The organism is Nonomuraea sp. MG754425 (genome assembly GCF_021699195.1).
In the GTDB taxonomy this organism is placed as follows: Bacteria; Actinomycetota; Actinomycetes; order Streptosporangiales; family Streptosporangiaceae; genus Nonomuraea.
The window spans coordinates 1-4,454 of sequence record NZ_SSXE01000355.1 but is presented as its reverse complement, the minus strand read 5'-3'; the positions used below and the strand labels follow the sequence as shown (position 1 = coordinate 4,454).

Annotated in this window: 2 protein-coding genes; one reads left to right on the top strand and one right to left on the bottom strand. The window is 74.9% G+C overall.

Features of this window, described 5'->3' with window-relative positions; genetic code table 11:
• Positions 1-109: 109 nt before the first annotated feature.
• Positions 110-937 carry a histidine utilization repressor gene (gene hutC, locus FAF44_RS52230; RefSeq protein ID WP_237110954.1) on the top strand — a complete coding sequence of 276 codons (828 nt, stop codon included), beginning with the start codon at positions 110-112 and terminating at the stop codon, positions 935-937.
• 2,054 nt (positions 938-2,991) lie between these two features.
• Here hutC and FAF44_RS52225 read toward each other — a convergent pair.
• The gene (locus tag FAF44_RS52225; protein ID WP_237110953.1) at positions 2,992-4,263 is read right to left on the bottom strand and encodes a LacI family DNA-binding transcriptional regulator; all 1,272 of its coding nucleotides are present in this window, start codon (positions 4,261-4,263) and stop codon (positions 2,992-2,994) included.
• Positions 4,264-4,454 lie beyond the last annotated feature (191 nt).

The following is a 4,454-nucleotide window of genomic DNA, read 5'->3' as shown; positions in this document are numbered from 1 at the left end:
GTCCTGTATATACAGCTCGCTACCCTGGCGGGTGAAGATACACTTCGGGCCATCGGCCCCGGAGCCCTCCGCCCGCCGTCCCCCTTGAACCCCCGAGGATCACCTGGCCATGGTGCCCATCACGGTGGTCGAGTCCGAGCTCGCCGCCCAGTTCCAGCAGGTCGGCCCCGCCTCCGCGCCCGCGTACGAGCGGGTCAAGCAGCTCATCGCGGCCGGCGTGCGATCCGGCCGGTGGGCGCACGGGCAGCAGCTCCCGTCGGAGCACCAGCTCGTCGGCGCGCTCGGCCTGTCCCGCATGACGATCAACCGGGCGCTGCGCGAGCTGACCCACGAGGGCCTCATCGAGCGCCGGGCCGGCGTCGGCACGTTCGTCGCCGCGCCCAAGGCCGCCTCGGCCCTGCTCCAGGTCCGCAACATCGCCGACGACGTGCGGCGGCACGGCCGGCGGCACCGCACCGAGATCGTCCACGTGCGCGAGGAGTCCTCCGACGTGGCCGACCCGGCGCTGCGCGCGGCGGCGGGGCCGACCGTCTTCCGCTCGCTCATCGTGCACTTCGAGGACGACACCCCGATCCAGCTCGAAGACCGCCTGGTCAACCCGATCGCCGTGCCCCACTACCTGGAACGCGACTTCACCCGGCAGACGCCGCACGCCTACCTGAACGAGGTGGCCCCGCTCACCCGGGGCGAGCACATCGTCGAGGCCGTGCTCGGCGACTCGGCCGAGCGACGCCTGCTGCGCATCGGCCGCCACGAGCCGTGCCTGCTCGTCCGCCGCCGCACCTGGTCGCACGACGTCCTGGTGAGCTCGGCCCGCCTCCTGCACCCGGGCTCCCGCCACCGGCTCGAAGGCGCCTTCGGCGCCGACTGGGCCTTCGGCGGCACCGGCTACGCGAACGGCGTCACCGACGATCCGGGTGCGCGGCGTTCGCCCTGAGCAGCAAAGCCAGCGCCCAGTCCTGATCGTTGGCGAGCGGGTCGGGGCGGTGCGCCGGGCGGCCGTCCACGCAGCTCGGCAGGAGGAAGGCGCAGGTGGCGTCGCCGTCGGGGGTGAAGTCCACCAGGTTCGCGGCGAAGATCGCGTCCGCCGCGCGGCGGTGCTCGGCGGTGTCGAGCGGCGGTGCTCGGCGGTGTCGAGCGGGGCCGGGAGCAGGCGCAGCGCGGTGGCGGTCAGGACGCTCCAGTAGTGGGGGAAGGTGTCGCCCCACTGGCGGTCGAGGCCGAACCAGTAGCCGTCCCAGTGGCGGATGCCGATGTCGCCGGTCCTGACGTGCGGCTGCGGGCCGCCGAAGGCGCGCAACCACGCGACGGCGGTACGCAGGGCGGCCAGCAGGCGGTCATCGGGCCGCAGGGCGTGCGCGGTGGCCAGCAGGCTGACCAGGGGCGCGATCATCGACTGCTCGTAGGCGACCTCGTGGGCGGGCAGATCGCCGCCGAGGTCCGCGAAGCGGTGGGCGTGCTCGACCAGCGCCGCACGCAGGTCCTGCGCCCGGTCCCGCGCTCCGTGCTCGTCCAGGGCGCGCGCGGTCGCCTCGACGGCCTCGGCCTGGCCGATGGACAGGTGACCGGACGCGCCCAGGGCGTAACCGGCCTCCAGCAGGCGCGCGGCCAGGTCGAGGTCCCCGGGGGCCGCGTACAGGTGGAACTGGTCGAGGAAGAAGTGGGCCAGCCAGGGCGTGTTGTAGAGCCGCAGGCTCTCCGGGCCGGGACGGCTGCCGCGCCCGACCGAGCCGTCCGGCCGGACGAGGTGCCGGCGGGCGAAGCGCGCGAAGCCGTGCAGCGCCTCGTCGATCGCGGGCCGGTCGCCCCAGCCGCGCCGGCGGGCCTGCTGGAGCAGCACGGCCATGCCGGTGCGTTCGGCGCCGTCGGTCCAGTCGCCCCAGCCGTTCTCGGTCTGGCGCAGCCGGGTGCGGGTGTCGACCGGGACGAAGGCGTGGCACTGCGGGTCGGGACGCTCGATCGGGCGGTGCTCGGCCAGGACCCGCGCGACCCGCGCCTCGACGAGCCGGCGCAGCGGCGCCAGGACGGCCACCGCCGTGCGGCTGGCCCGGCCGTCGCGCTCCAGGTCGAGGTGCTGGACGCCGTGCCGGCCGCGCTCCACCGGCCGGCGGACCGTGGCGCCGGCGGCCAGACGCAGGGGCAGGTCGGTGCCGGCGGGGGTGGTCAGCGCGGGCAGGGTCACCGGCGGGTCGGTGGCGGCGAGGAAGGCGTCGCGGTCGTCGTACCAGCCGGCCTCCCAGGCCAGGGTGTGGCTCTGTCCCGGCAGCAGGGTCACGATCGGCTGGCCGCCGAACGCGCCGGGGTTGCGGGCGTGGTCGGTCGGGTGCACGAGCAGGTGGCCCCGGCTGTTGGAGGCGGTGTTCTGGTTGCGCGACTCGACGGAGTAGGCCCACAGGCCGCCCTCCCGGACGATCACCCCCAGCAGCGGCGGCGTGCCGGACATCGGCTCGGCCAGGATCCACGACCAGGCGCCGCCGGTGAAGACGTGCGCGTGGCAGTTGCGCGAAAGCGCCGCCGCCGCGCCGTCGTAGAGGTCACGTACCGGCACGTTGATCGCCAGCCCGGTGATCTCCAGCTCGCGGTCGCCGGTGTTGGTCCAGGTGTAGGACTCGGTGAAGTGGCCGGAGGTGACCCGCCGGTCGATCTCCAGCGCCAGGCCGGGCAGGGGGCGGTGGCGGGCCGTCACGCCGTCGGCGTGCTCGTCGAGCTCGGACGGGCTCTGCCAGCGGCCCGATCCCCGCGCGGTGATGACGAAGCCGGTGCCCCAGGCGTGGTCCGGCCCGTGCCAGCTCTGGGACGCCTCGTCGAGCAGGTAGCGCCGGCCGGGATCGCGGGGATGCTCGAACGACACGGGCCCGCCGTCGGCACCCAGCAGCACGCTGCCGCCGCCGAACGCGAAACTCTCCGCCACGCCTGCCGCCTCCTCACGCTCGCTCGTCGATACGTATCGACGACGGGGCGACCTTACCGCACCCCGCCCGCCCGGCGGGATCACCCCTCGGGGAAGACCACCGTGCTGGCCCGCCGCGTGAGCCCGCCAGGCCGCACCACCCGGCGCGCGCCGCCCGCCGCGGGCCCGCCGTCCAGCGCCTCGAACAGGATCGACATGGCGAGCCTGGCCGTCTCGCGCGGCTCGGGGGACACGTTGGTGACGGGCACGCCGAACCCGAGCGTGGCCTCGTCGGTGCACTGCCCGACCAGCGAGAGATCCCGGCCCGGGACCAGGCCGCGCAGGGCGGCGAGCTGGAGCACCCACCCGATCACCTGCGGCGTCCGCGCAATCACCCCGAGCCGCTCACCGAACGGCTCACCGGGCCGGTCGCCGGGTCGCACGCCGAGCCGACCATCGAACCGGTCGCTGGGCCGATCGCTGGGCCGATCGCTGGGCCAGTCGCCTGTCCGATCGTCGGGCTGACCACGGGGTTGGTCGGCGAGCTGGTCGCCATGGCGATCGGCGGGTCGCTCGTCGAGCTGATCATCGGGCCGACCGGTGTGGGCGCTCTGGTGGGTGCCGGGGCGGCCGGGGAGTGCGCCGAACAGGTCGTCGGCCGTCTCGGCGAGGCCCGCCCACCCAGGGCGCGGCGGGTGCAGGACGCGCAGGCGGAGCCCGCGCCGCTCGGCGACGTCGGCCACCCCGGCGTGGAAGTCGGTGACGAACCGGAACCCGGCGGCCCGGACCTCCGGCGTCTCCCCGACCAGCACGACGTCCCGGTGCCCGGTGTCGGCGAGTTCGGCCGCGAGCAGCTCGCCCGCCCGCCGGGAGTCGACGTCGGCCGAGGGCAGCCCGTGGTCGTCGTCCGGCGTCCCGATGAGCACCACCGGCAGCCCGAGCGCCGCCGCCGTGGCCAGGCGGTCGTCGCGGCCGCGGATGTCCATCAGCACGACGCCGTCGCAGATCGAGCGCTTGGCCAGGCGGACCAGCTCACCGGGGCCCTGGCCCGCCGTCACCAGCACCACGTCGAAGTCACGCCCGCGGGCCTGCGCGACCACCGTGTCGATGTAAGGGATCGTGTCCGCCACGTCGGTGCTCTCGGAGAGCCGGGCGACCAGGGCGATGACGTTCGTGAGCCGGCCGCGTAGCGCGCGGGCGCCGGCGTTCGGCTGGTACGTCAGCCGCTCGATGGCCGCCTCGACCCGCTGCCGCGTCTCCGCCGAGATCGGCCGCTTGCCGCTGAGCACGTACGAGACCGTGCTCTGCGAGACCCCGGCGAGAGCGGCGACGTCCTTGCTGGTCGGCAGGGGCTGATCGCTGCTGCGGCTCATGCGCCCAGGGTAACGTGCGCGGCCCGGGGGCCGGGCTCCCGTGCATGACCTCACCGGACGTCCGATAAGTTCGTTTTTGGTTATCTCTATACCCGGCCTTGGGAGTCGCTGCCAGTGCGCCGAACGCTGCTGATCACGGCCGCCGTCATGAGCCTGTCCGGCTGCGGCGCGCTTCACGGGCTGCTCCGCCT